Origin of the sequence: Sporosarcina sp. GW1-11 (assembly GCF_033088395.1) — a bacterium.
In the GTDB taxonomy this organism is placed as follows: domain Bacteria; phylum Bacillota; class Bacilli; order Bacillales_A; family Planococcaceae; genus Sporosarcina.
The window spans coordinates 48,959-73,606 of sequence record NZ_JAPMIW010000014.1 but is presented as its reverse complement, the minus strand read 5'-3'; the positions used below and the strand labels follow the sequence as shown (position 1 = coordinate 73,606).

Sequence of the window (24,648 nt, the reverse complement as noted above, 5' to 3'; positions counted from 1 at the left end):
GGATCTATCCAAACAAAGAACAAGAAGTTTTAATTGCCAAAACCATTGGATGCAGCCGCTTTGTATTTAATCATTTTCTATCTAAATGGAATGATGCCTATAAAAAGACAGGAAAAGGATTAACCTATAGCACTTGTTCTTCTCAATTACCACAACTAAAAAAGGAATTGGTATGGCTAAAAGAAGTTGACAGCATTGCGATTCAGTCCTCACTTAAAAACCTTGCAGATGCGTATTCAAGATTCTTCAAGAAACAGAACAAAGCCCCACGATTCAAGTCTAAAAATAATAAAGTACAATCGTACACGACCAGGCACACGAACGGGAACATTGCGATTATGGATAACAAAATTAAGTTACCTAAGCTTGGTCTCGTTAGATTTGCAAAAAGTCGGGAAGTAGAAGGGCGTATACTTCATGCGACTGTCAGGCAAAATCCAAGTGGTACATACTTCGTGTCTATTCTTGTTGAAACAGATGTACAACCATTGGAGAAAACGAAAAAGGCTATAGGTATAGACTTAGGTATTACTGATTTTGCAGTCCTTTCTGATCATCGCAAGATTGACAACAATACATTCACTTCCAAAATGGAAAAGAAGTTAAAACGTGAACAGCGGAAACTTTCAAGGCGTTCATTACATGCAAAAAAAAATGGCGTCAACCTTCTCGAAGCAAAAAACTATCAGAAACAAAAGCGTAAAGTTGCCCGATTACATGAAAAAGTAATGAATCAACGTAACGACTTTCTTAACAAGTTAAGTACAGAGCTTATCAAAAACCACGATACGATCTGTATTGAGCACTTACATACAAGAGGTATGTTACGCAATCACAAGTTAGCAAAATCAATCGCTGACGTATCATGGTCCGCCTTCATAACCAAGTTGGAATACAAGGCGAAATGGTATGGAAAAACAATCATCCGCGTTAGCAGATGGTTCCCATCCAGTCAGATATGTTCCGATTGTGGACATCGAGACGGAAAGAAGGCATTGAGTATAAGAGAATGGACTTGCAGTAATTGTCATGTACAGCACGATAGGGACATCAATGCGAGTAAAAACATTCTGATTGAAGGTCTGCGAATACAAGCGTTAGTGTAGATGCTATCAAGAACCGCAGGGACTGCGGGGATCGCTTGGCAAATAAGAGAAACCTCTGATTGCGGTGTATGCCACCCTAGTTACGTAGGCTCTGTTCCCAAGAATCTCCCACTTCAATTAGTCCACAAGGTCGAATAAGTGGAGAGTAGTTCAATAGAACTCGCAGATATTGAGTTTGTTAAGATCTTAGACGAAACAGTAAAGTATGAGGATGAAGTCGATCACAATTTAATGAACGCTTCCTGTTCGCTGGATATGGACATCGATATCATCACATTAAATTCGTTTATCAAAAATTCTATATTGATTCGAGATCTAGACCATGAGATTGCTGAAATTCTTAATTATACGATTATAGAAGAGGAGATCAACAATGACGTCTCTTCTTTAATAGAAAAACTGGAGTACTTTTCTATAGATAAGATTACTGAGTTGGACAATGCGGTAAAGCAAAATAGTTCTAAAATCATTAAAATCGCTCATGCTTTTAAAAGAGAAGATAGCAAAGAAACCACGTTAGTGTCAGCGGGTATTAGTATATTTTATTTATTTTATGCATTGCTTTCAGTTGAAAATGACTATGAGGAAATTAAAAAATATCTTCTTGATTTTTCTATTGGCTTTAATCGTGAGCACGATGCTTTGGAATTTCAGGAGATTTTTAGATTGTTGTGAGAAAACTTTCTCACAAAGACATTTTTAATAAGATGATAGGCCATGAATTTATGCCACAGAGATAAAGCGAGGAAAGACTATGCACCATAGCTTTTCCTCGCTTTTTCATTCTAGTAAATCATTGCTCACACGCAAAGTTATCGCCGTCACGATCCATCTTGGATTGATACGCAGGATGACCTGCTGGAACTCCATTAGGATATTTCTTTCTAAGCTCAGTACAATTCTGGAACCATTCTGTTTCAATAGCTTGAGGCACAGGTGCAACGACAGGTTGTTGAACAGGGGCTGCTCGTTCCGGAGTGGTTTTTTCTGCTTTCGGCGTAACCGGTTTTTCATTCGCTACTTTATCTGTATTAAATCCAGTATCCGTTGCATAATTTTCTATGGACCAAATACCAAGCTTTTGTTCTTTAGCTTTTGCTTGTGCTTTTTCATACGTGTCTAAATATCGTATGTTCGGTGGATAGACATATGCAACGCGCGCTAATCCTTCTTCTAGTAATGTCTCTTGAACGCTTTTCCCATCTACATAAATATAAGCAAGTAGACGGTCATACTTGTCGTAGCGCTGTCCTATATCGAATTCGATTTCTAACTTACCGCTATGTATTAACTCAATATTTCGTTGCTTTGCTTCATCCCCAAATGGCTGCTTGCCTAGTTGTGGATGATTCGTTTCAGGTGTGTCGATCAATAAATATCGAACGTTTTGCTCTTTTCCGTTGTACATAATTTTGATCGTATCGCCGTCAATAATCTGTACGAGTGTCACTGCAAGTAAATTGGTTGTACCACTCGACTTTGTGGGTGGATCTACTGCTGTTGGTTGTTCTACGACAGGTTTGGCTTCTTGTACTGTCTTCTCAATACTGGCTGGTAAAATAACCGGCGTTGTTTCTTGTTTCTCTGTTTCAATCACGTTCTTTTGACCTTCTACTGCTTCCTCAGGTTGATCTTGTTCCCCAAGTTCATCTAGTGGGGTAATGATTGCACCAATTATAAACAGTACGATACCTACCACTACTAGTATGACAGCGGCCTTCTTAGGCTTTTTCATAATGAATAAAATAACAAACCCTATAAATCCTATAATAATTGAAATAAAGCCGATTCCAGCTAAAAACAACCCCATATTTATTCCTCCGAATCATTTATTCTATAGTTGCTCAACAAGGAAGCAACAAGCAATAAAAAAGCAAGTCCACCAATCAAATACCATCTCTTTCCGTCATAGGAAAGCATCAGAATCAATTCCCAAAAGTTTTCGGGGCCTGAATTCTGACATCCATCACAAACTGGATGGGGGAAGATGAAAGGGAGCATGCCGACAATGGTTAGAATGACTCCGAAAAACAATGAAAGTACTGCGATTATTTTCATAACTGGACCTCCTGTTACCGTCTATCTTACCACGGAATTTATACTAGCGTTTTACTTGCTAGCAGTCCGATGATACGGAAAAAATTAGAAAAGATGTATCCTCCTAAAAAAGAGCTCTATATACAAAATCGAAGAGGCCGTTGAACTGGATTTTACAATTTTTTTAGAAGGGATTAAATTCTAAGTTTGGAATTATGAATTTATTCATTTAAATGAAGAGAACGAAGAATACTTTTTTATCGGGCACAAGAATAATAGTCTGAATAGTTATCCTCACCATTATAAAAGGTCCTAATTTTATTAAAAAAATAAAATCAGGACCTTTTAATTTATGAAATCTTAAAAACTAACTTCCTTACTCAAAGGCAATACCAATTTCAAAGCTTCTATCTGATCCTCCGGTAAAGCAATAATTGGCAAACGTACACCGCCAACCGCTACCCCTTGCAAATTCAAAGCAGCTTTAACAGGGGATGGATTCGGTGCAGCAAACATAGCTTTAATAATCGGCAATAATTGACGGTGTTCTTTAGCAGCTTGCGCAAGATTACCGTTTTTAAAGTTATTGATCATCGACTGCATTTCGTTACCAACCACGTGTGCGGAAACGGAAACGACTCCCGCGCCGCCAATTGCGAGTACAGGAAGTGTAAGTCCGTCATCACCGCTGTATAAAGAAAAGCCTTCAGGCGCGCGTTCGATAATTTCAGCCATTGCATCGAGATTACCGCTAGCTTCTTTTACTGTGACGATGTTTGGTACGTCAGCAAGACGAATAATTGTATCTGGCTCCATGTTGATAGCACTGCGTCCTGGAATATTATATAGCATCACTGGTAAAGCAGTCGTTTCTGCGATGGTCTTAAAGTGTTGGTATAAGCCTTCTTGACAAGGTTTATTGTAATAAGGTGTGACGAGCATGATGCCGTCGACGCCTGCTAGTTCAGCTTGCTTTGTTAATTCAATAGATTCTCTCGTATTGTTTGAACCTGTTCCAGCAATTACGGGAACTCTGCCAGCGACTACTTCTACGGTGAATTGGAATAATTCAACCTTTTCGCCGTTCGTTAATGTAGGTGATTCGCCTGTCGTACCTGCAACGACAAGTGCGTCCGATCCATTAGCGATTAAATGATTAATTAACTGACGTGTTGCTTCGAAGTCGATGTCTCCCTGCTCGTTAAAAGGAGTTACCATTGCTGTTACGATTTGTCCAAAATTCATTGTTCTCCACTTCCTATCTTTTTATTAAAAAACATAAGAGGGTGGAGGGCGGTAGATAATTGAACGCAAAAAGCAGCAACGAGGGCTCGTTGCTGCTTTGAAATAATAAATTATTTCTCTGCATAAGATAGCCCTCCATATAGTTTCCTATATGACAATCCTGTACTTATTCAGCCCAGAACCAGCTTTGAGAATAATGAGACTCTCTCCACTTCGGCAAATTCCCCTTTCCACATTCTTCGCAGGATCTCATCATCCTCTGATTGTGTACTGATGGTTTTTGCGCCTCTATCCTTACTTCGGAATTTTTCGAAATAAGTGATTGTTTAATTACCACTACTTTACCTGTTGTTTGACAGAATAGCAACCGGAAATTGAAAAACTTCTTTTAAAAATTGTAGAAATAGACTACTTTATGTAGATTCACGGAGGACGTTATAGCTTTTATTCCAGTGAATTCGGAAAAATGTAAGCGATCATTTTATTTATGGTAAGATAAAGAATAGTAACGGAGGAGGTTTTTCCATATGAACAGCAACTCACAAGAGTCATGCACAGAATCGTCATGTCAAACGTATCGACGTGCGATTGAGTTTATTGGGAAACGTTGGACGGGGATTATTGTCTATCAATTATTGGCTGGCCCAAAGCGTTATCACGAATTGCTTCATGCGATTGACGGGATTTCTGATCGGCTATTGTCAGAACGATTAAAGGATTTGGAAACAGAAAATCTGGTTGTAAAGTATATCATTACAGAAACGCCTAAAAAAGTGGAATATGAGTTGACTCCTTTAGGCTATGAATTCAATAAAGTCTTTCGAGCAATTATGGACTGGGCAGTAAAAAAAGAATCGTATGACAAGGAAGAAAAATGAAAATCTCTATAGACAAATCTCGCCCTTCAAGTAATTGAACGGCGAGATTTGTGCTTAGTTAGAAACTTCGTGAATCCAGGTTGTGATATTTAAAAGTAACTTTGGAATGATGTGTTGGAGGGACATTGTAATATTTTTAGGTTGAATGACATTTTCGTAAAATGGAATATTTGGAGAGGTGAGTTAGGTTAGATAAAATAGATAATATACCAACTACTAGTGAGAGGTTGTTTCTTTATATGAAATAACGGGTAGTTCATAGTCAGTTATCTTTTAATAAGGGGGGAACGATGCGATGCTTAAACGATATATTACGAAGGTACTGGAGAGTATTTGGTTCATTCCTAGCGTCTATACTGTTCTAGCCTCTTTTTTAGCGATTGGGATGGTACTAATAGACACGACATACAACGATGAAGTAAAAGCGTATATTCCAACATATTTACGGACGTCAGTAGATTTGGCGCAAACGATTCTTGGAACAATTTCAGGAGCGCTACTAACGATGACTACGGTAACGTTTTCTACGATCATGGTCGTATTAACAATGTATTCCTCACAGTTTTCACCGCGAGTACTACAGAATTTCTTACATAAACCGTCTACTCAACGTATGCTTGGATTGTTTATGGGCGGCTTCGTCTATTCGATTTTATCCTTACTATTCATGCGTAAAGCTGTGATTTCGCACGAAGTAATTTCTGCTTCAGTCGGTGTGATATTCGCAGTTACTTGTTTAGCATTTTTTGCTTATTTCATTCATAACGTCGGTACTTCGATTCAAGTGAGTCGCTTAATTCGAGAGTTGGTAGATGATGTGCTTTGTACGCTTGCAAAAGAGAAAAAAGGCACACAAGATTATACACTCGTTTGGATGGCAGAGAAGCCTTCGTTGTCGCAACAATTTTCGCGAGTTACAGAAGTCCAAAGTCCAGCATATGGTTATGTGCAATATATTGATTATAAAAAGTTAATGCAGTGGGCGACCAAGCAGAATGCAGTGATTGATATTATATTGCCGGTTGGTGCATTTGCTGGACCTGAAAGTGTAGTGGCAGTAGTTTATCATTCACAGGAATTACCAGAGGTAGATCTGTCGTCAGCGTTTACGCTCGGTGAAGAACGTTCTATTTTACAAGACGTAGAATATGGAATCGAAAAGATTGTAGAAATTGCGTTGCGCGCACTTTCCCCAGGTATCAATGATCCAAATACTGCCATTCGTTGTATTCATTCGCTTGGTGTGGTTTTGCAACGAGTATGTGAATTGCCAGGAGGGACAGCTGTCATTTATACGGAAGAAAATACGCCGTGTGTACTAGCGGTACATCCAACACAAATCGATTATTTTTATACTGCATTTAGCCAGATTAGCTATTACGGTAAAGAGGATGCAAGTGTGTTGAATGCCATGTTTGATGCGCTATTATATATCGCACGTTGTAAAATTTCTGTGGAAACGAAAGGCATCGTGACGCAAATGGCGGATTACGTTTGGAATCATTTTGAGCACAGTGTATTAGAGTCAATGGATTCAGAAATACTTGAAAATAAACGACAAACACTTCGATTGCTTACTAATAAATAAAAAATCATACGAAACATTCGTATGATTTTTTCACCTAACTTTATAAGATAAGATTTCAATTTTAAAGGGTTCAAACAGGAGAATGCCTGTTCACGTTCGCTGGCTTTATATATTTTTTGTGTTTGCGTATATCACTCGTCTAGTAGTCCAAGTCATTATCACAGATCATATTGTAATCTATCCTAATTTTAGCCTGCAAGCTGTATCGAAACTTCTATTGGATTAAAGAAGAAGCTATTATTCATCATTGCCTAATCACTCATTTTTCACATACTATAGTATAATTCAAATACAAAACGTATTATTTCAGAGGTGATGCTTCATTGGTATACGTACTAGATAAAAAAGGGTTATATACACATAGATTGCAGCATACAGTAGATAGCTGCTCGACAACGGAACATGCGAATGAGTTGAATCGTCATGTCATATGAGAAAAAGTTAATGGCGATGAAGTCGCTTGTGAAGAAAACGAAGAGTGTAGAAGAAACAGTTGAGGCATTTAAAAAACCGCCAGCACCAACATATGAAAAGCGTTGGCTCACGACGGGTCTGAAGAAAATAGAAAATGACTTCGGAATCGTCTATAAACGTGTCATACATTATCCACTTTCCCATACGCATGGTGCTATTCGTCTAGGTGATGTGCAGGAGAAATTGAAGAGTTGGACAGAAACAGGCTACGCGCATCCGCTATCACCAAAGGCAGGAAAATTATTGTTTTTCGATACCGAGACGACAGGATTAAAAGGTGCGGGTGCTGTAATTTTTTTAATCGGTTTGCTGGAATTAAAGGCAAATGAATTTATCATGACGCAATATGTCTTGCCGAATCCTGATCACGAGGCGGCTTTTCTTTATGCATCGGAGCTATGGCGGGAAGACTTGACGTTAGTAACCTACAATGGGAAGAGCTTTGATTTCCCACAACTTCAAACACGTTGGTCACTTCACCGAAAACAATTACCGATGCTACCTGTTCCACATCAAGTCGATTTATTGCACGGCTCACGCCGGATTTGGAAAGGGCAAATGGAATCGTTCAAATTAACCGAAGTCGAACGTAAACAGCTAGGGTTTCATCGAAAAGACGATATTCCTGGGCACATGGCACCGATCATCTATCAGGATGCAGTAAAGAATGGTCGTGCCGAAATTTTGATGAAAGTCATGTGGCATAATGAATGGGATATTCTTTCGCTGGTAACCCTTTTTAGTCTATCAACGGACATCGTTTTAGATGAAGAGAGTCAAGAGAATGCGCAAGTCGCAACGAATATCGCGAAATGGTTCCAAGACCTCGGTTTGACTGAACAAAGTTACACAGAATTGCAACGCATTGCACAAATGTATGGAACGAGCTATCCGCTCACACACTATCACCTAGGGCTGGTATTAAAACGATATAAAGAATTCGAACGTGCAGTGCAATCATTTGAAATAGTTGCGACATATGGAAAAGGCAGAGAACAGATTCTTGCTTACGAGGAATTAGCAAAATTATATGAACATCAGTTGAAAAATCTGACGCATGCGTATGAACGAATCCATAGTGGGAAATCCTTATTGAAAAAGCAACGTAACTTACCCAAACGTTTTATTGAACGAATGGAAAATAACTTTTTAAAACGGGAAATACGTGTGCGAAACAAACTATTTCCCGGGCAAGCGCAAAAAGCGACAGAAGACCAAGAACAGCTTTAGGACTAAGGACAAAGAAAGACAACATATGCTATAATGACCTTATGGAATCATAGATGGAAGGACGTTTTGTCATGGAATTAAAGTTAGACTCAAAAACAATTCTGGAAAAAGAATTTAAACAAGCGATACGGGGTTATAAACAGGAAGAAGTAGATTGGTTCTTGGATGATGTGATACAGGATTACGAAACATTTAAAAAAGAAATTGCACGTCTAACGGAAGAAAATCAAAAGTTAAAAGCAGAAGCGATTTCTACACAAAGACGTTCTTCATCACCTGCGCCTCAGTCGACGAACTATGATATTATTCAAAGAATTTCTAACTTGGAACGAGAAGTATTTGGAGACAAGTTAGCTGAACAAGAATGATGTAGAAGTTAAATAATGTATATTAAACGAATTCATTGTAAGCAAGAATGATTTGGTGTATACTCAAGAATGCCATAGAGAGTATTCAGGTAATCGCTGCAACTACGGTTGTAGAGGAAAGTCCATGCTCACACGGATCTGAGATGACCGTAGTGTTCGTGCTCGGTGAAAAAATAAGCCGGGGCAATGCATTTGCATTGATGGCGGGAATAAATCCTAAGTCTTCGGATATGGATGAGATTCTCTGAAAGTGCCACAGTGACGTAGTCGGCATGGAAACATGTCGAGTGGAACGGGTAAACCCCACGAGTGAGAAACCCAAATTATGGTAGGGGCGCTCTTCCGAAAGAATTCAATGGAGGAAGGGACAGGCAATTGTCTGTAGATAGATGATTACCGCTCCAAGTACGAGGCGCAAGCCGTTTGAGTACAGGAGAACAAAACATGGCTTACAGAATATTCTATGGCTTTACCTTACAATTAGCTCTCCTACAGTTTTGGGAGAGTTTTTCTTTTGTATTATTACGGAACGTACATATACCTTCTATGGAAGGATCAATTGAAACAGCCGTGATGAATGTGATTTGTTGCGGAGAATGGAGTGTTAAGTGTGAGTGAATATAAATTAGTAGCAACAGCTGCTATGGGGCTTGAAGCCATCGTAGCTTCTGAAGTAAAAGATCTTGGCTATGACTGTCAGACGGAAAACGGTAAAGTCTACTTCCACGGAGATGAAGAGGCGATTGCGCGTGCCAATATGTGGCTACGTGTAGGCGATCGTGTCCGTATTGTAGTAGGTGAATTTAAAGCTTTCACATTTGATGAATTATTCGAGAGGACAAAAGCGTTGCCGTGGGAAGATTTCCTTCCTGTGGATGCGGCGTTTCCTGTAGCGGGTAAATCGGTAAAATCTAAGTTGTTCAGTGTGCCAGACTGTCAAGCGATTGTTAAAAAAGCAATTGTAGACCGTTTGAAAATGGCCTATAAGCGGGTTGGTTTCTTAGACGAAACAGGTCCTTTGTTCAAATTAGAAGTGTCGATTTTAAAAGATAAAGTCACGTTAACGATAGATTCAAGCGGTCACGGATTGCATAAACGTGGTTATCGTTTAGGACAAGGAGATGCACCGTTGAAAGAAACGATGGCGGCTGCTCTTGTTAAATTATCTAAATGGAGCCCGAACCGTCCATTTATCGATCCGTTCTGCGGGTCTGGTACGATTGCGATTGAAGCAGCAATGATCGGACAAAACCTGGCACCAGGTTATAATCGTTCATTTTTAAGTGAAGAATGGCCATGGATGACTGCTCAAGTATGGGATCGTGTCCGCGAAGAAGTGGAAGATGTTGCGAAGTATGATTTGGAACTGGATATTCGAGGCTATGATATCGACAGTCGTGTAATTAATATTGCACAGCAAAATGCGGTTGAAGCAGGATTTGCAGATTTGATTACATTTGAGCAACAAGATGTCCGTGATTTACGTATTGAAGGACAAAATGGAGTGTTAATCGCGAACCCGCCGTATGGTGAGCGTCTAGGTGAAGTAGAAGATGCCGAAGACATTGCAGAAATTCTTGGAGATATTATGAAACAGCATCCTTCTTGGTCCGTCTATATTTTATCTTCTCTTGAAAACTATGAGGAGATGTACGGTAAACGCGCAACGAAAAAACGTAAACTATTTAACGGCTTTATCCGCACTGATTTATATCAGTTCTGGGGAAAGCGTGCATAATAAAAACCTAGGAGGAAGGGGAGAGAATGCCTCTTCCTTTCTCTTGCATTCAGGAGGAGTTCGTATGAATACAAAAATTCCATTTCAACTATCGAAAGATCAAACATTTTATGAGTCTTTGAATGATTGGTTGGGCGATACTTTATATGACGACTTAACAGAAAAAGGATTCGAATGCCGTGATGAGCAAATTTACATGGCTTTTCAAATAGAGCAAGCGTTAAAAGATAAGCAAGTACTACTAGCGGAAGCAGGCGTAGGAACGGGTAAGACCATTGCCTACTTGCTACCAGCAATTGCTTATGCACGTTATACAGGAAAACCTGCAGTTATTTCATGTGCTGATGAAACGCTAATTGATCAATTGATTAAAGAAGAAGGTGACATTCAAAAGCTGAGTGAAGCCCTTGATTTGAAAGTAGATGTGCGTCTTGCCAAAGCACGTAATCAGTATATTTGTCTAAAGCGTTTAGAAGAAGTAAGTAATACGACAAATGAGGACTTTGTCGATTTGGTAGAAGATGAATTGCCGGAATTCGTTCACGCAGATCGTTCCTTGCAGTCTGTGTATCCGTACGGTGTGCGTTCTGACTACCCATATTTAAAAGATGAACAATGGGATATGATTAACTACCATCCAATTCAACAGTGTGCAGCATGTGACATTCGCAATCGTTGTGGGCAAACTATCCATCGTAATCATTACCGAGAAGCAGTAGACTTGATCATTTGTTCACATGATTTCTATATGGAACATCTGTGGACGAAAGAATCTAGATCGCGTCAAGGTCAATTGCCTTTATTACCAGAAGTATCGATGGTCGTCTTTGATGAAGGACATTTGCTAGAGTATTCGGCTCAGCGTGCATTAACTTACGAAGTACAGCAACAAACGATAGTGCAATTGCTTGAGCGTATTATGGTGGATGGGATTCGAGAAAAGTCCTTACAATTGATGGAACAATTACTAGATGTGCATGAGTTGTTTTTCATTCAACTTCGTAACCATGCGACTCAGCATGATAACGAGCGTTTAACAATCGAAAAGAACGATGAAATGATGCGTTTGGCGAAAAAAGCCGTAATGTTATCAAATGAATTACTAGAAGAATTCGTTTTCGAAGGTGAATTGTATGTGATTCCTGAATATGATTTGAAAATCGTTGAGGAATACTTAGAGCAATACATTTATTCTATGGAGTTATTTGCCGGCAACAATGATGCGGTAGACTGGTTGGAAGAACGCCGCGAGGAAAGTACGTTGCTTATTATGCCACGCCTCGTGACGTCGATTTTGAAAGAGAAGTTATTTACTGGCAAGATGCCAATTGTCTTCTCTTCTGCAACATTATCTGTTGAGAAGTCATTCGATTATTTAGCCTATAGTTTAGGAATAGTTAACTTCCAATCATTTTCTATTGCGTCTCCATTTGACTATGAAAATGTTATGAAGATTCACTTGGAGCAAGGAACCGTAGAAGCCAATCGTCAACGCCTATCTTCAATTTTAGCAACTGAAGAGCAGACGCTTGTGTTGTTTAGTTCCAAGCAATCTATGATGGCTGCTTATGATAGTTTGCCACTAGAGCAACGTGTTCTAGTCACATATGAAGGCGAACGTTCCTTGTCTTCGCTAGTGAAAGATTTTCAACAACAGAAAGTTCCAGTCTTCTTCTCTTATCATTTATGGGAAGGACTTGATTTGCCAAATGAATCGTTAACACGTGTCATCATCTTTGACTTACCATTCCCTCCACATGATCCATTATTTGAAGCGAGAAGAGAGTTTGCAGAAGATGCATTTGATGAAGTGGATTTACCATTCATGTTGCTACGTTTACGCCAAGGAATTGGTCGTTTAATCCGTACGAGCGACGATTTCGGTTCGATTCACCTATTCGTTGAACCAGACCAAAATGAGTTACTACCGGTGATTGAAAGAATTTTACCGGTTCCATTTTCATAAGTAAAACGCACAAACGCTGATTGTTTCAGCATTTGTGCGTTTTTACTTATCCTTCTTCATCAATTGTCAGCAATAAATTTAGTAATTGGCCATCTTCAAATTTAACGGGAATTTTGAATGCTTGTTGAAAACCATAAAATTTTGTATTACCAGTTAAGACAGTAGGCGGTGAAATATCCAATGCAAGACCTTCTTTTTCTAAAATCGTACATAGGTTACCAGCAATCATATTACCTAGTTCGCCAGTAAACGATTCTGCCATTTCACCTTCAATAGTCATACCGAACATTGCCTGGCCTATTTCTCCTATGATGGTATGCGTCGGCTCTACGATCAAGCGACCTTTCATCTTACCAATTAAGCCAATCAACACACTGATTTCACGTTGTTCATATGGTTGTTTAATCATAGAAGGGGAGAGTACTTGGAATTTAATCGGTATTACGGTCGTTAGGGAAGAGATTGTCGCATTCAATACCTTTTGCACGTTAGTTGCTTTATCCATCTAAAGAAACACCCTTTCGAGATATGTTTGATAGTTCAATCATATCACTAACCTAAACTAAAATACTAATTAAATTTAGTAGTGTGCTTGAACGAGTTTAATTTTGTTTGTGAGAATGTTTGAAATACGTGATGTAGAGCTAGTGTTGTGAATGGGCTTTTCGATTCGGAGGGAACACGGGCATGTGGAACGGATTCACTCAGAGAGAAAAAAGCCATTCACTAGCCCCTTGTTAACCTAAGAAATCAAGCTTCAAAACGGTTTCTAAAAAGTAACTATCTATTTTTTCGCGCATTAATGGTATGATAGGGTGAGTTAAAATTGAAAGGACGACGATTATGTCTATAAATCATGATTTTTTACAGCAATCTGCCACGTATGGACAGATTTTTTTGACAAATGAAGACGATGAACGAAAAGGGAAAACTGCATTACTCGCCAATAAAATTATCGAGAAAGAGTTTACGATAGCATTCGCAGGTCACTTCTCTGCAGGGAAATCATCAACAATTAATGCGTTAACAGGTGACGATCTATTGCCATCAAGTCCAATCCCAACAAGTGCAAATATCGTAAAGGTGCACAAAGCGGATGAAGACTATGCCATTATTCACCGTGTGGATGACACGGCTGTGAAATTTAGTGGACATGGTTTTTCTGAAGGTGTCAAAGCGTTTAGTAAAGACGGCGCGGCAGTTTCACTCGTAGAGATCGGTCATACTGAATCCAATCTACCAGAAGGTATCACAGTCATGGATACGCCAGGAGTAGATTCAACGGATGATGCGCACAGACTATCAACGGAATCTTCGTTACACTTAGCGGATTTAGTGTTCTACACGATGGATTATAACCATGTCCAATCTGAAATGAACTTCCGTTTTACGAAAGAATTAATGCGTTATAACGGCAACGTATATTTGATCATTAATCAGATCGATAAGCACCGAGATAGCGAATTGTCATTTGATGCTTTCAAAAAGTCTGTAGAAGATTCGTTTAAACTATGGGGCGTTGAACCGAAAGGCATTTTTTATACATCATTAAAACAGTTGGATCATCCACATAATGACTTCGAAAAAGTGAAAGCGATTGTCGATGGGTCAATTGAACATCGTGAAGAAAACTTCGAGCACAATATTGAGCAATCTTTATTGAAGTTGAAAGATGAGCATATGAAATTCCTTCAGCAGCAAGTAGAAGATGTAAAAGAAAATCATAGCGATATTGTCAACGACAGTGAGTGGGATCAATTTGAAGAGTTAAATCAAGATTTAAAAGAAGCGAAAAAGCGTATGGAGTTAATCTCTGGCGACGAGTTCTATGTGAATTTCGAAAAAGAGCGTAATGAGCTATTATCTAATGCAGGTTTAGCGCCATTTGAAACGAGAGAACTGTTGAAAGATCATTTGGAGGCAAAATCCCCTAAGTTTAAAGTAGGGCTATTATTTGGTGCGAAGAAAACAGCAGAAGAGCGCGAAAGACGTCGCCAAAAGTTGGAAGAAAATATTTCTGGATTGGCCCATACGCAAATTGAAATCTACATGAAAGCCTTGATGAAACAATCATTGAAACAAGCAGGGATTCTAACGGATGAACGTTCTCTCGCGATTGATGCGATGGATTTGTCATTACCGTTTGATCTAGTCGATGAGCAGCTTCACGTCCAAGAAGTCATCACAGGCGAAACGATTCTTAATTATGCAGAGCAGATGAAACGTGCGATTCATTTAGTGTATAAGGCCAAGACAGATAAATGGAAGCAAGAAATGTCTGTTATCGCGAAATCTTCTGGAGGCGAGCAATCAGGACCGCTTGCTGAAACAATCGACGTATTGCAAGGAAAAGTAGACGCGATAAAAGAAATGAAGAAATGGCAAGATCGTATGGAATGGGTTGAAAAAGAAATCGCTAATCCATCCGCGCCTACACGTATTGGCAGAGATAAATTGCAAGCGTTGTGGGAGCAACCTAAAAAGATTGAGACAATCGATTATGTTGTGAAAGCAGAGGAACAGCAAACGGTTACCCAAGAAGAAGTACAAGAAGTGGAAGACGAAGTACAATTCGTCGATTCTGAAAAAGCGATTGCGCATGCCCAATATATTGCAGAATCTGTTGAAACTATTCCTGGCTTTGCGGAGACAGCAAGCTATCTGATGACGAAAGCTTCTCGTTTGAAAGGACAGGAATTCACAGTTGCTTTATTCGGTGCATTTAGTGCAGGAAAATCTTCATTCTCGAACGCATTGATTGGTGAAAGAGTATTACCAGTTTCTCCTAATCCAACGACAGCGGCGATTAACCGAATTCGTCCAGTAAGTGATGTCCATTTGCATAATACAGCAGATATTCATCTGAAGGATGAGGCAACGATGACAGAGGATGTTGGACTGTCGTTTGAAGCGTTAGGTATTCGAATTACATCATTGGAAGAAGCGTTTGCGAAGACAGATGAGGCGTTGAAGCAGCCGCTTGAAGATGAGAATCTGCATATTCACAAGTCGTTCATTCAAGCATTCCAAACAGGTTATCCGACGTACACGCCCGTATTAGGAACAACATTGACAGTAGAGCGTGAAGAGTTTACGAAATTCGTTGCACAGGAAGAACGTAGCTGTTTCGTTGATTCGATTGATTTCTTCTATGACTGTCCGTTGACGCGTCACGGAATTACACTCGTAGATACACCGGGAGCAGATTCGATTAACGCGCGACATACGGATGTAGCGTTCGAATATATTCGTAATGCAGATGCGATTTTATTTGTAACGTATTATAATCACGCATTCGCACGCGCGGATCGTGAGTTCTTGATCCAGCTTGGACGGGTGAAAGATGCGTTTGAGTTAGATAAGATGTTCTTTATCGTCAATGCGATTGACCTTGCATCAAACGATGAAGAAGCTGGAGAAGTAAAAGGGTTTGTTGCGGGTGAATTGCAGAAATTCGGTATTCGTAATCCACGAGTTCACGGTATTTCTAGTTTACTGGCGCTAGAAGGAAAAGTGAAACAACAACCAAATCCATTGATGGTGGACTTTGAAGAAAAGTTCTACTCATTCCTTGAGCATGATTTGCGTGCGCAAGTAGTACAGGCATTGGAAGAAGAAACGACGAAAACAATCGATCGTTTAGCTTCATTGATTGATCGTACGATTCAGAACCGTTCACGTAAGGCAGAAAGATTAGAAGAATTGGCTGCAGCTGAACAGGCTATTAAAGAGCGCTTTGAGAAGAGTGCGAGTGAAATTTTAGTAAAGTCGACACATGATGAATTAAGTGAACTCGTTTACTATATTTTACAGCGTGTATTCTTGCGTTTTGGTGATTTCTTTAAAGAAGGTTATAGCCCATCTACGTTCGCGAAGAACTCTTCTGATCGCGCATTGAAAATTGCGTTAGCTGAAACTGTGAATATGGTTGGTTTTGACTTGACGCAGGAATTAAAAGTTACAAATTTACGTATTCTGAACTATATGAAGAAGCAATTGCTTGAGCGTCAGCGTTTTGAAGTACGTTCATTGGCAGAGATGGACTCGTCGATTGTACCTTCTCCATATGAGCCGAATGATCAGGATATGCTGTCATTTGAATTGCCATATGAGAATCCGGAAGTGTATAGCGCTGTGAATAAGACGTTTAAAAACCAAAAGTCATTCTTCGAGCGTGGCGATCGTGATATTTTGAAAGCGAAACTAGAAGAAGTTTTAAAAGGAGATGCTTCGAACTACTTAGGCGATCAAAAAGAACGCATTGAGAAGTGGGCGGATCTTTGGATTGAAAATGAAGCGGAAGCATTGCGACTACATTTATTGCAAGAAAGTTTAGTGCAGATTGGTTCCGAGCGTACATTGCTTGACGGATCAGAGCAACTAGAACAATGGCAAAGTATTTATGAAAAAATTCGTTCGGAGGAGTTGGTTCAGTAATGCGGGTATTTGTATCGTCTAAAGACGTCCATACAGAACAGGCAAAATGGATCGATGCGCGATTTTCACTTCAGGATGAAAATCGCGGAATACAAGCTTATAACGAAGCGCATATTGAAGGTGCTGTTCATTGGGATTTGGCGAATGATCTATCGGATGCGTCTATAGAAGGCGGGCGACATATGCTCCCTTCTAAAAAGCGTTTAACTGACTTATTTCGCACGAGTGGTTTAGATGTAGAGGATACGATTCTGATCTATGATGATGGAGGGAGTCCATTCGCTACACGTGCTTGGTGGATTTTGCATTATGCAGGATTCAAAAACGTTCATGTCTTGCTTGAAGGCTTCGAGCAATTAAAAGCACTTGGATTTGTTACAACGCAAGAAGTAACGCGGCCTACTGCAACGACTGTTGAACCAACTTGGCGGGACGAACTTTATGTAAATAGAAGTGATGTGGCAGAGGTAGTGGCGGGAGATCGACAAGCTGTACTAGTCGATGCGCGTGCGGCGGTACGTTATCGCGGAGAGCAAGAACCGATTGATAAACGTGCAGGACATATTCCAACAGCCCGTAACTTTGATTGGGAACAGTTGAAAGTGGCTGGGCAGTATAATGTGCAACATGCGGCGGAATTACTGAAACAAGTCGTTCAGCCTGAAGACGATCTCATAGTGTATTGCGGAAGCGGTGTGACTGCGTCTCCAGTAGTTGCGGCATTGACTGAGCTTGGCTATCCAAATGTAAGGTTATATGTCGGTAGCTTCAGTGATTGGATTTCGCAGGACGATGCACCGATTGAAACTGTTTGACACAGGAGTTGACTAAATTGCAGTATGCATTGCTTGGTGATATTCACTCATCGACAGACGATTTAGAAGCAGTTCTAAAACATATTGTAAAAGAAGCCCCACATGCCACGCTCATTGGCACAGGAGATTTATACGAATGTACCGTTAGTAAAAAAAATCTTAACGGACAGATTTATCCAAAGGTTGCAGATGTTATAAAACAACCTGTAGGTTTTGACAAACATATCTCATTCCCATCAGTCTATGGTAATCAAGAGGAGCGAATTTTGCTGCTTACAGAGCAATCTGAACCGCTACGTGATTCATTGCTGCAACTACCTGAAATAATATGTATAGACGAAGCTAGCGTTATCCACGGACATCAGTGGCACCCAGACGAGCGGACAGCTTGGTTAGATGAACATTTTCCAGAGGCAACCATCATCTTTCACGGCCACACCCATCGTTCGAGCTATACACAAGATGGTAAAACTGTAGAACTCCCTAAAGACGGTATAGTAACGCTTTTAGGAAAACGTCACGTGATCAACGTAGGTGCAGTAGTCGAATCAAAAGAATGGGTATTGTTTGATACTGAAAAACAAACTGTACGATTTATGCAAGTAACAAAAGGCTAAGGGAGACCCTTAGCCTTTTTTTGCGCATGAATTGCTTGGCGTGCAAGTGCGTCCGCCGCTTTATTCGTATTATCTGGAATCCACTTAATAAAGAAAAAGTCAAACTGCTCTGCGAGTTGCAATGCAGTTTTTACATACGGCGCATACTGCTCATTTTTAATAAATTGTTTTTCCATCGATTGCACCACAACGTTTGAATCAGACCGAACCGATACCATTCCAGTCGTCAACTTAACTGCTTCTTCAAGCCCTCGTACAAGTGCTTGGAACTCTGCATGATGATTATTCGTTGGCTTAATCGGTTCACTAATCCGAACCTCATGTCCTTCACCTTTAATATATACGCCAATCCCACTTAACCCTGGATTACCCGCACTTGCTCCATCTATGTAGATCTCCAACAACATCATCACCGTCCCTTTTCTCTATGAAATAATCAGATACCACTTGCAACCCTTTGTCTCTCCGCCTAGAATAGAAGGAAGAAAGGTGGGAATTCTTTTCTAATGAATAAGGTACTAATCATGAAAGACATCAATCAATTGCTCGATATATATTGTGAAGGATGCTTCGTCAAAAAACAACTTATTAAAGAACGCGGGAAAACAGGGGCTCACCAATTTTGCATTGCCCAGTGCACGGTGGGCGAACAACTACAGTTTCTAGGGAGAGAAATAAACAAGATGGGTACTACATCCCGGTGAATACAGAAAAAGCATCCAGCAGATTTGCTCGGATGCTTTATTATTTTTCATTCAGCTTCTTGCCTGCCGAGATGAGCTTAAACTTCTTTCTCGAGTGTAGATACATTTGCCGCCTGTGGACCACGATTTCCTTCGATCACTTCAAAAGAAACGGTTTGGCCTTCAGCAAGTGTTTTAAATCCATCAGTTGCAATTCCTGTGAAATGAACAAAGACGTCTTCACCATCGTCTGCTTCGATAAAACCATATCCTTTATCACTGCTGAACCACTTTACTGTACCTTGGTGCATGTAAATTCCTCCTCGGCATTTCAGAAATTTATAGCAGCCATAATCGTGCAGGAAAGTAAAAACAATCCAAGCTGGTCGATTCGGCTTCTTACACTATACACGAACCGAGCATATGTGTCAATGGTAGGAGGAATATTCAGAAAATATAACGCTATTCCTTATATAATGCGAAATAATGCCTTGGTTTTTATATTTTTACTCTCTATAATGGGAGAGGATTCATTTTTTTATAATATTTTGGGGTGATCGAATGAACATAGTTAAAACGCTTATTCAAGTAATTGTGCTTTATGGGTTTTTCATGCTTGGCTCATTTTTGCGGGAAACATTCTCGATTCCGTTACCGGGGAGTATTATTGGTTTACTTTTATTATGGGCATTGTTATCGTTCCGGATCATTCCGCTACGTTTTGTCGAGAAAGGCGCGTATGTATTTTTATCGACATTGCCTCTGTATTTGATCCCAGCAACAGTGGGGGTCATGAATTACGGATATGTCTTTGTAGGTAAAGGCTGGTTGCTGATTGCCATTACGATTGGTAGTACATTCATTACGATGGCCGTCGCAAGCCTTGTCAGTCAATCGATTGCCAAACGTCAGATGAATAATGAGGTGCTTTCATGAACTTGATGTTAGTAGCGGTGTTGATGGTTCTTTTGACAGTTGTGGTGTATTTTGTCATGAATGCAATCTATGTCCGCCTACGTTCCACATTTTTAGTTCCGATTTTGACGACAACAGTAGCGCTAGTTCTTGTCCTTACGTTACTAGATGTTTCATATGATACATATATGGTTGGGGGGCAGTGGCTCGATGCGCTACTTGGTCCCGCGATTGTGTCTCTTTGTATTCCGTTATATAAACAAAGAGAATTGATTAGAAAAAATTTGCTGCCGATTGGTAGTGGAGTCGTTCTGGGTGGAGTCGTAGGTATGCTGACGGGTGGTCTTGCAGCAAGATTTGCAGGCTTTTCAACAGAGTTTCTTGCTAGTATTTTACCGAAATAGATCACGTCACCCATTGCGATGGAAATAGCAGAAGAGCTAGGCGGAATACCGTCTCTCGCTACGGTATTTGTCATTATTGCGGGATTAACTGGCATTCTCATCGGTCCGTTGCTCAACAAATGGTTGAAAATTGATACTGCGGTCGGCCAGGGGATCGGATTAGGAGTGGCGGCACATGCGATTGGCACAGCGAAAGCGCTGGAGTATGGCGAGCAGGAAGCTTCTATGAGCTCGGTTGCGATGACGTTGTCTGCGATTATCGGTGCACTTGTCGGTCCGTTATTTGGATTATGGTTGTTTCCTTGAAGAGCGAACTTCAAGAACATCTAATTATTGTAGAAGTATAATTTTTGCAAATTCTTCCTGACTAGAAGTTACATGCGCAATAGAGTAAACGTGAAGTGCCAGATTCCCAATGAGCATATTAGGAATCTGGCACTTTTTTTAGAAACCATTATTAATAATTAATTACACTAGCGAATACAACAAAAATAGCTCCGATTGAGATGAAAATAATCATTAGCGGCCAAATGAATTTAACCCATTTTTCATAAGAAATCCCTGTTGCAGCAAGATACGCCATTAAAGTGGAGCCGGTCGGGAATATTAAGTTGGTAAATCCATCTCCGAGATGGAAGGATAAAACAGTCGTCTGTCTTGTGATCCCGACTAGGTCGCCGAGTGGAACCATTATCGGCATCGTGACAGCCGCTTGACCAGAACCAGAATTGATGAAGAAGTTAATAACGTTCTGAGATAGATAGATGCTGATGACTTTAATGGAATCAGGCATAAACATAATGATGTTGGATAACCCGTAAACGAGGGAGTCAATAATTTTCCCTTCTTCCAAGACAAGTGGAATTGTTCTCGCAATTCCTACAATCAATGCACCTAATATGACAGCTTTTGCTCCTTCAATAAACTCTTCCGATATACGTGATGAACTGAACCGTGCACAAATTCCTGAGATAATACCCATAGCTAAGAATAAAGCAGCCATTTCTTCAATGTACCAGCCTTTTTCCTTGACGCCCCATATCAGTAGCCCAATTCCCAGAGCAAATGTGAGGATCACTAGAAAGTCTTTCACTTGAAATGTGGAGGATAATTGTAAATCTTGTTGACTAGCACGTGCTTCTTCTTCAAGATCGGCTACTAAACTTTTAGATGGGTCAGCCTTCACCTTTTTTGCGTAACGAATAATATAGATACTTGAAACGATTACGAGTACGACTAGCAAGACCATCCGTAGCCACATGCCTGAATAGATAGGCAGACCGGCAATCTCTTGAGCGACTCCAACGGTAAATGGATTCATGACACCTGCAATGAAACCACAAAAGGCACCTATGAGTACAATAGCCATACCAGTTAGTGCATCATACTTCAATGATCTAGCAAGCGCTACGACTAAAGGAACTAGCCCCAATGCCTCGATACTCATTCCGATAGTTGCCCCACCGATTGCAAAAATAAACATCAATAGTGGAATGATTAATACTTCCCTTTTCCCTAGTTTACTGGCAACTGATCTAATTACTGCATCAAATGCCCCAGTCGACGTAATGATTCGGAATGAACCGCCTACTACGAAGATGAATAGGATAATCCCGCTTGATGCATTTAATCCTGCAATAATCAAACCTGGAATTGCAATAGGACTTACGGGATTGTTAGTAATGGTATGAAACGAACCATCTTCCACTAACATTCTTCCGCTTTCTGGATCTTCCACCCGGTCAAATTCTCCGGCAGGCACTATGTATGTCATTGCTGCCGTAATGAGAATAATGAAGAAAATTAATGCAAAAACATGAGGTATTTTTAGATAGGAGCTTAATGTTTTCGCCTTTGTCTTCTTTTTCTTTTCTGCTATCGTTTCAATATTCATATTGAATCCTCCCTCGCAAGATGCTTGGCGTGTTCACCAAGTGCATGAATTACATGGCAAGTACAGTTTATTCCGTTGAAAAAGTAGTCGATTTCTAAGTTTTCATTTGGAGAATGATTACCTTGATCAAAGTTTGCATATGGCATAATGATAGAAGGTACGCCTAAGACTTTTGTCCAAACATAATCAGGCAGTGAACTTCCTAGACTAGGCTGGACGAGAGGTTCCTGTTTATAGGAATCTTGCACAGCGTTTATCACCACTTTCACAATATCGAGATCTGCGGGAGTTCGGGATGGTTCCATGGCAGAAATAAACTCCACCTCTATATTTGGATCGTGCTTTTGGACGTGTCGATTGATTTTTTCGTAAATATCCATCGGGTCTTGATCCACGACGAGACGTACATCCATCTTCACTGTCGCAGTGGCAGGAATAATGGTTTGAACTCCTTCGCCGGTGTATCCGCTATGTAAACCGTTAATATTAAAGGTCGGTTCCATAGTAAGTTTATGATAATACGTCTCGCCATCCATTTTTAAATGTGGATAACCTATTTTATTTCCAATATCTTCAGCATCAAACGGCAACTTTCGCAGTAATTCTTTTTCGCGTGGAGTTGGCAAAAGAATGTGATCATAAAAACCTTCTATCAGGACTCGACCGTCTTGATCACACATCGTTTGTAACAGATTGATCAGTTTCCAGGCAGGATTCGGTAGGATGTTGCCTGTGTTACCTGAATGGTTTTCACGGTCAGCACCGTTTGCTCTCAATTCTAGATCAAGGCAGCCGCGTGTTCCTAATAATAGGAGAGGTGCACCGCTGTTATGTGAAGAACCATCTGATGTATATACAAGATCCGCCTGTAAAAGATCTTTATGTTCTTTTACAAAAGGGGAAAGGTTGGGACTGCCTATCTCTTCCTCACCTTCAAATAAAAATTTAATATTGATGGGCAACTTTCCAAAAATTTTTAAATACGTTTTGAGACCAAGCAGTTGTGCCATTAACTGTCCTTTATTATCTCCGACTCCCCGGCAGTAGATGCGCCCGTCACGCATTGTAGGTTCGAAAGGTGGAGAGAGCCATTGTTCAACAGGTTCAGCTGGTTGTACATCATAATGTCCGTAAATTAGAAGAGTGAAGCTGTGATCTTTGTTCAGCATTTCGCCATAGACAACTGGATGACCGTTAGTTTGCATAATCTGTGTGTCAATCCCAATATCCTCCATCACCTGCTTTAGCAATTCTGCACATTCTGTTATTCCAGTGTTTTGTGAACTGATGCTTTTTTGTCGTAATAATGCAAATAATTGTTCGAGATATTCTTCTTTTTCGCTGGCAAGTTCTTCTGGAATCCTGTCTAGCTTCATGGAAACACCCTGCTTTCTGTTAGTGAACGATTAAATGTAACCGCTTACCAATGTGGTTTTAAGAAATAGAATACAGTCGACTATATTCTGTTTCACATGATAAAACATAATGGCTCAAAACGCAATGACAATTTTTAATTTTCTAAAATCATTGAAAAATAAAGTTATAGAATATATAATTAGAATCGACAGTCGACCGAATATTGGAATCGGGGGGATATAGAATGGAATCGATGAAATTTATGAATAATGCCTTATCTAATACAATTGCGAAATATATAACAGAGCAAATTATTACTGGGGAGCTTCAGCCTGGTGAAAAGCTAGTAGAGCATATTTATGCTAAAGAATATGGAACGAGCAGAGCACCTGTCAGGGAAGCAATCTATTTACTAGATATTGAGGGGCTAGTAGAAAGAATTCCACGGAAAGGTGCAATTGTAAAAGAATACACAGAAAATGAAATTTACGATTTGCTTGAAATCCGGAACATGCTTGTCGAATTGTAAAACATGGCACGGATCTTGCGCTGTTAGAAGAGATGGAAGAACTCCAAAATAAAATGAGAAATGGAACGGATGTCCGTGCCCATACACAATATAATCATTCGTTTCATATGTGCCTGATCAAGATGAGTAAGAGTGAAACAATCAAAGACATGTATTTGCGTCTTGGAACACCATTGCTTAGAGTGCAGAGTTTATCTTTTGGATGCGAAGGAAATATTAGCAAGTCCGTTAAAGAACATGAAATAATACTCAAACTCCTTAAAGAAGACAATTTGACTGAACTATCCGCTGTTTTGTCACAACATAATAAAGACGTGATTTCGAATATACAGAAGAAACTTCATTCGTGAAAAATTTGAAGGGGAGGA

The 24,648-nt window shown here is 40.0% G+C and carries 23 protein-coding genes, 1 other RNA gene, 1 pseudogene and 1 riboswitch; of the genes and pseudogenes, 17 read left to right on the top strand and 8 right to left on the bottom strand.

Features of this window, described 5'->3' with window-relative positions; genetic code table 11:
- Positions 1-2: 2 nt before the first annotated feature.
- Together tnpB and ORD22_RS10310 are read left to right on the top strand one after the other, a co-directional pair.
- Positions 3-1,106, top strand: coding sequence for an IS200/IS605 family element RNA-guided endonuclease TnpB (tnpB, locus tag ORD22_RS10315; RefSeq protein WP_317645877.1), 1,104 nt, complete (start codon positions 3-5; stop codon positions 1,104-1,106).
- A 138-nt stretch (positions 1,107-1,244) separates the two neighbouring features.
- Complete coding sequence (locus ORD22_RS10310) at positions 1,245-1,781, top strand: hypothetical protein (RefSeq protein WP_317645876.1); 537 nt, start codon at positions 1,245-1,247, stop codon at positions 1,779-1,781.
- Positions 1,782-1,899: 118 nt separating this feature from the next.
- On the opposite strand, the gene ORD22_RS10305 is transcribed toward ORD22_RS10310, so the two are convergent.
- From ORD22_RS10305 to dapA, 3 genes are all read right to left on the bottom strand, one after another.
- Positions 1,900-2,916 carry a thermonuclease family protein gene (locus ORD22_RS10305; protein WP_317645875.1) on the bottom strand — a complete coding sequence of 339 codons (1,017 nt, stop codon included), beginning with the start codon at positions 2,914-2,916 and terminating at the stop codon, positions 1,900-1,902.
- Between the two features lie 2 nt (positions 2,917-2,918).
- Positions 2,919-3,164 (bottom strand): hypothetical protein, encoded by a 246-nt coding sequence (locus tag ORD22_RS10300; RefSeq protein WP_317645874.1) that lies wholly within the window; start codon positions 3,162-3,164, stop codon positions 2,919-2,921.
- A gap of 339 nt (positions 3,165-3,503) precedes the next feature.
- Positions 3,504-4,388 carry a 4-hydroxy-tetrahydrodipicolinate synthase gene (dapA, locus tag ORD22_RS10295; protein WP_317645873.1) on the bottom strand — a complete coding sequence of 295 codons (885 nt, stop codon included), beginning with the start codon at positions 4,386-4,388 and terminating at the stop codon, positions 3,504-3,506.
- A gap of 120 nt (positions 4,389-4,508) precedes the next feature.
- Positions 4,509-4,687, bottom strand: a riboswitch (Lysine riboswitch).
- A 228-nt stretch (positions 4,688-4,915) separates the two neighbouring features.
- Between dapA and ORD22_RS10290 the strand changes: the two genes are divergently transcribed.
- From ORD22_RS10290 to ORD22_RS10260, 7 genes are all read left to right on the top strand, one after another.
- Positions 4,916-5,266 (top strand): winged helix-turn-helix transcriptional regulator, encoded by a 351-nt coding sequence (locus ORD22_RS10290; RefSeq protein WP_317645872.1) that lies wholly within the window; start codon positions 4,916-4,918, stop codon positions 5,264-5,266.
- Positions 5,267-5,561: 295 nt separating this feature from the next.
- Positions 5,562-6,854: a DUF2254 domain-containing protein gene (locus tag ORD22_RS10285; RefSeq protein WP_317645871.1), complete on the top strand. Its 1,293-nt coding sequence runs from the start codon at positions 5,562-5,564 to the stop codon at positions 6,852-6,854.
- Positions 6,855-7,277: 423 nt separating this feature from the next.
- Positions 7,278-8,558 carry a ribonuclease H-like domain-containing protein gene (locus tag ORD22_RS10280; protein WP_317645870.1) on the top strand — a complete coding sequence of 427 codons (1,281 nt, stop codon included), beginning with the start codon at positions 7,278-7,280 and terminating at the stop codon, positions 8,556-8,558.
- A 71-nt stretch (positions 8,559-8,629) separates the two neighbouring features.
- Positions 8,630-8,926 (top strand): cell division regulator GpsB, encoded by a 297-nt coding sequence (gpsB, locus tag ORD22_RS10275; RefSeq protein WP_317645869.1) that lies wholly within the window; start codon positions 8,630-8,632, stop codon positions 8,924-8,926.
- An 81-nt stretch (positions 8,927-9,007) separates the two neighbouring features.
- Positions 9,008-9,383, top strand: an RNA gene (gene rnpB / locus ORD22_RS10270) — RNase P RNA component class B.
- Positions 9,384-9,536: 153 nt separating this feature from the next.
- Positions 9,537-10,664, top strand: coding sequence for a THUMP domain-containing class I SAM-dependent RNA methyltransferase (locus ORD22_RS10265; protein WP_317645868.1), 1,128 nt, complete (start codon positions 9,537-9,539; stop codon positions 10,662-10,664).
- 64 nt (positions 10,665-10,728) lie between these two features.
- Entirely contained in the window at positions 10,729-12,630 is a 1,902-nt protein-coding gene (locus tag ORD22_RS10260) for an ATP-dependent DNA helicase (RefSeq protein ID WP_317645867.1), read from the top strand.
- Positions 12,631-12,676: 46 nt separating this feature from the next.
- Here ORD22_RS10260 and ORD22_RS10255 read toward each other — a convergent pair whose 3' ends face one another.
- On the bottom strand, positions 12,677-13,135 hold the full coding sequence (locus ORD22_RS10255) for a chemotaxis protein CheX (RefSeq protein WP_317645866.1): 459 nt from the start codon (positions 13,133-13,135) through the stop codon (positions 12,677-12,679).
- 338 nt (positions 13,136-13,473) lie between these two features.
- Between ORD22_RS10255 and ORD22_RS10250 the strand changes: the two genes are divergently transcribed.
- The 3 genes from ORD22_RS10250 to ORD22_RS10240 are packed head-to-tail and all read left to right on the top strand — an operon-like array spanning position 13,474 to position 18,499.
- Complete coding sequence (locus tag ORD22_RS10250) at positions 13,474-17,067, top strand: dynamin family protein (RefSeq protein ID WP_317645865.1); 3,594 nt, start codon at positions 13,474-13,476, stop codon at positions 17,065-17,067.
- The gene (locus ORD22_RS10245) at positions 17,067-17,882 is read left to right on the top strand and encodes a sulfurtransferase (protein WP_317645864.1); all 816 of its coding nucleotides are present in this window, start codon (positions 17,067-17,069) and stop codon (positions 17,880-17,882) included. Before ORD22_RS10250 ends, ORD22_RS10245 begins: the two co-directional genes overlap by 1 nt.
- Positions 17,879-18,499 carry a metallophosphoesterase family protein gene (locus ORD22_RS10240; RefSeq protein ID WP_317645863.1) on the top strand — a complete coding sequence of 207 codons (621 nt, stop codon included), beginning with the start codon at positions 17,879-17,881 and terminating at the stop codon, positions 18,497-18,499. Before ORD22_RS10245 ends, ORD22_RS10240 begins: the two co-directional genes overlap by 4 nt.
- On the opposite strand, the gene ORD22_RS10235 is transcribed toward ORD22_RS10240, so the two are convergent.
- On the bottom strand, positions 18,496-18,903 hold the full coding sequence (locus tag ORD22_RS10235; protein ID WP_317645881.1) for a ribonuclease HI family protein: 408 nt from the start codon (positions 18,901-18,903) through the stop codon (positions 18,496-18,498). The two genes, ORD22_RS10240 and ORD22_RS10235, sit on opposite strands and share 4 nt — an antisense overlap.
- A gap of 102 nt (positions 18,904-19,005) precedes the next feature.
- Here ORD22_RS10235 and ORD22_RS10230 point away from each other — a divergent pair, with 102 nt between their 5' ends.
- Positions 19,006-19,203, top strand: coding sequence for a zinc-finger domain-containing protein (locus ORD22_RS10230; protein WP_317645862.1), 198 nt, complete (start codon positions 19,006-19,008; stop codon positions 19,201-19,203).
- A 77-nt stretch (positions 19,204-19,280) separates the two neighbouring features.
- Here ORD22_RS10230 and ORD22_RS10225 read toward each other — a convergent pair whose 3' ends face one another.
- Positions 19,281-19,493, bottom strand: coding sequence for a cold-shock protein (locus ORD22_RS10225; protein ID WP_317645861.1), 213 nt, complete (start codon positions 19,491-19,493; stop codon positions 19,281-19,283).
- Positions 19,494-19,743: 250 nt separating this feature from the next.
- Between ORD22_RS10225 and ORD22_RS10220 the strand changes: the two genes are divergently transcribed.
- Entirely contained in the window at positions 19,744-20,118 is a 375-nt protein-coding gene (locus ORD22_RS10220; protein WP_317645860.1) for a CidA/LrgA family holin-like protein, read from the top strand.
- A pseudogene (locus tag ORD22_RS10215) lies at positions 20,115-20,807 on the top strand (LrgB family protein). Before ORD22_RS10220 ends, ORD22_RS10215 begins: the two are co-directional and overlap by 4 nt.
- 151 nt (positions 20,808-20,958) lie before the next feature.
- Here ORD22_RS10215 and ORD22_RS10210 read toward each other — a convergent pair.
- Together ORD22_RS10210 and ORD22_RS10205 are read right to left on the bottom strand one after the other, a co-directional pair.
- Complete coding sequence (locus tag ORD22_RS10210) at positions 20,959-22,395, bottom strand: YfcC family protein (protein ID WP_317645859.1); 1,437 nt, start codon at positions 22,393-22,395, stop codon at positions 20,959-20,961.
- Complete coding sequence (locus ORD22_RS10205) at positions 22,392-23,771, bottom strand: M20/M25/M40 family metallo-hydrolase (RefSeq protein ID WP_317645858.1); 1,380 nt, start codon at positions 23,769-23,771, stop codon at positions 22,392-22,394. Before ORD22_RS10205 ends, ORD22_RS10210 begins: the two co-directional genes overlap by 4 nt.
- Positions 23,772-23,995: 224 nt before the next feature.
- On the opposite strand from ORD22_RS10205, the gene ORD22_RS10200 reads away from it, so the two are divergent.
- Complete coding sequence (locus tag ORD22_RS10200; RefSeq protein WP_317645857.1) at positions 23,996-24,280, top strand: GntR family transcriptional regulator; 285 nt, start codon at positions 23,996-23,998, stop codon at positions 24,278-24,280.
- Positions 24,281-24,333: 53 nt separating this feature from the next.
- The gene (locus ORD22_RS10195; RefSeq protein WP_411567644.1) at positions 24,334-24,630 is read left to right on the top strand and encodes an FCD domain-containing protein; all 297 of its coding nucleotides are present in this window, start codon (positions 24,334-24,336) and stop codon (positions 24,628-24,630) included.
- The last annotated feature ends 18 nt before the right edge of the window (positions 24,631-24,648 follow it).

Bases quoted from the DNA above. Each gene is read 5' to 3' on its own strand.
- dapA (WP_317645873.1), bottom strand. From the start codon at position 4,388: ATGAATTTTGGACAAATCGTAACAGCAATGGTAACTCCTTTTAACGAG.
- ORD22_RS10300 (WP_317645874.1), bottom strand. From the start codon at position 3,164: ATGAAAATAATCGCAGTACTTTCATTGTTTTTCGGAGTCATTCTAACC.
- ORD22_RS10260 (WP_317645867.1), top strand. From the start codon at position 10,729: ATGAATACAAAAATTCCATTTCAACTATCGAAAGATCAAACATTTTAT.
- ORD22_RS10290 (WP_317645872.1), top strand. From the start codon at position 4,916: ATGAACAGCAACTCACAAGAGTCATGCACAGAATCGTCATGTCAAACG.
- ORD22_RS10255 (WP_317645866.1), bottom strand. From the start codon at position 13,135: ATGGATAAAGCAACTAACGTGCAAAAGGTATTGAATGCGACAATCTCT.
- ORD22_RS10280 (WP_317645870.1), top strand. From the start codon at position 7,278: ATGTCATATGAGAAAAAGTTAATGGCGATGAAGTCGCTTGTGAAGAAA.
- ORD22_RS10225 (WP_317645861.1), bottom strand. From the start codon at position 19,493: ATGCACCAAGGTACAGTAAAGTGGTTCAGCAGTGATAAAGGATATGGT.
- ORD22_RS10305 (WP_317645875.1), bottom strand. From the start codon at position 2,916: ATGGGGTTGTTTTTAGCTGGAATCGGCTTTATTTCAATTATTATAGGA.
- ORD22_RS10220 (WP_317645860.1), top strand. From the start codon at position 19,744: ATGAACATAGTTAAAACGCTTATTCAAGTAATTGTGCTTTATGGGTTT.
- ORD22_RS10210 (WP_317645859.1), bottom strand. From the start codon at position 22,395: ATGAATATTGAAACGATAGCAGAAAAGAAAAAGAAGACAAAGGCGAAA.
- ORD22_RS10230 (WP_317645862.1), top strand. From the start codon at position 19,006: ATGAATAAGGTACTAATCATGAAAGACATCAATCAATTGCTCGATATA.
- ORD22_RS10195 (WP_411567644.1), top strand. From the start codon at position 24,334: ATGAGAAATGGAACGGATGTCCGTGCCCATACACAATATAATCATTCG.
- ORD22_RS10200 (WP_317645857.1), top strand. From the start codon at position 23,996: ATGGAATCGATGAAATTTATGAATAATGCCTTATCTAATACAATTGCG.
- gpsB (WP_317645869.1), top strand. From the start codon at position 8,630: ATGGAATTAAAGTTAGACTCAAAAACAATTCTGGAAAAAGAATTTAAA.
- ORD22_RS10245 (WP_317645864.1), top strand. From the start codon at position 17,067: ATGCGGGTATTTGTATCGTCTAAAGACGTCCATACAGAACAGGCAAAA.
- ORD22_RS10250 (WP_317645865.1), top strand. From the start codon at position 13,474: ATGTCTATAAATCATGATTTTTTACAGCAATCTGCCACGTATGGACAG.
- ORD22_RS10285 (WP_317645871.1), top strand. From the start codon at position 5,562: ATGCTTAAACGATATATTACGAAGGTACTGGAGAGTATTTGGTTCATT.
- ORD22_RS10205 (WP_317645858.1), bottom strand. From the start codon at position 23,771: ATGAAGCTAGACAGGATTCCAGAAGAACTTGCCAGCGAAAAAGAAGAA.